This is a genomic window from Anaeromassilibacillus sp. An250 (genome assembly GCF_002159845.1).
Lineage (GTDB): Bacteria > Bacillota > Clostridia > Oscillospirales > Acutalibacteraceae > Anaeromassilibacillus > Anaeromassilibacillus stercoravium.
Genome location: NZ_NFJK01000070.1, coordinates 1 through 712 on the forward strand (window position 1 = coordinate 1; position 712 = coordinate 712).

The 712-nt window shown below is 58.8% G+C and carries 1 protein-coding gene; it reads right to left on the reverse strand.

All coding sequences use genetic code 11. From position 1 onward, the window contains the following. Positions 1–712: hypothetical protein (locus B5F54_RS17855; RefSeq protein ID WP_207651992.1), on the reverse strand; the 712-nt coding region annotated here is incomplete at both ends.

The window sequence follows — 712 nt, forward strand, 5'->3', positions numbered from 1 at the left end:
GTATAGGCCGTCACATCGTAAATGGTCTCGAGGAATTCCGTATCGCCCGTGGCAAGATAGATCTCCCAGCCTGCCAGAGCCATGATGATGCGGTCCGTCGAGTTCGGATAGGAGCCGCCCGTGCCCGTGTCTTCCGTCCACTCCCGCGGGTCGCCCTGGATCTTCTGCAGCAGGCTGTTCCTGGACTGCTCCGGCAGCGCCCACGCCAGCGCATACTGGACGGACATCGCCGTGTCGCGCGTCCAAACCTTAGGCCAATTCGCGCCGGTGTAGAACACTTCGATCGGCTCGCCCGTGATGTGGCTTTTCTCCGTGAAGATGTTCTCCAGCACTTCCTGCATCGTCAGGTTGTAAAGCGCTTCGGAGATCGGCATATTTTCCGCCGTATACTGCGGCAGCTCCGAAATGTCTTCCGTCAAACGCCAGGTGCGGTTTTCATAGGAGGAATACAGCTCTTCGCCGTCCTCCGCCGTCATGGTATAGGCGCCATCGACAATCTTATCCGGATAGATATCATAGTCGAAACGGGTGCTGTTCAGCGTATAGTGCGCGCTGTACCAGCTATCCGGCGCTTCCGTCAGCTCCACGCGGCCTTCCTCGTCCTGGTTCTCCAGGGCGATGGACAATGCGTCGTCCGCCAGGCTGTTGATCTTGAAATATCCGTCCACGGTACGCAGGACCCACTTGCCTGTGTCGCCGTCCGGCAGTTCCG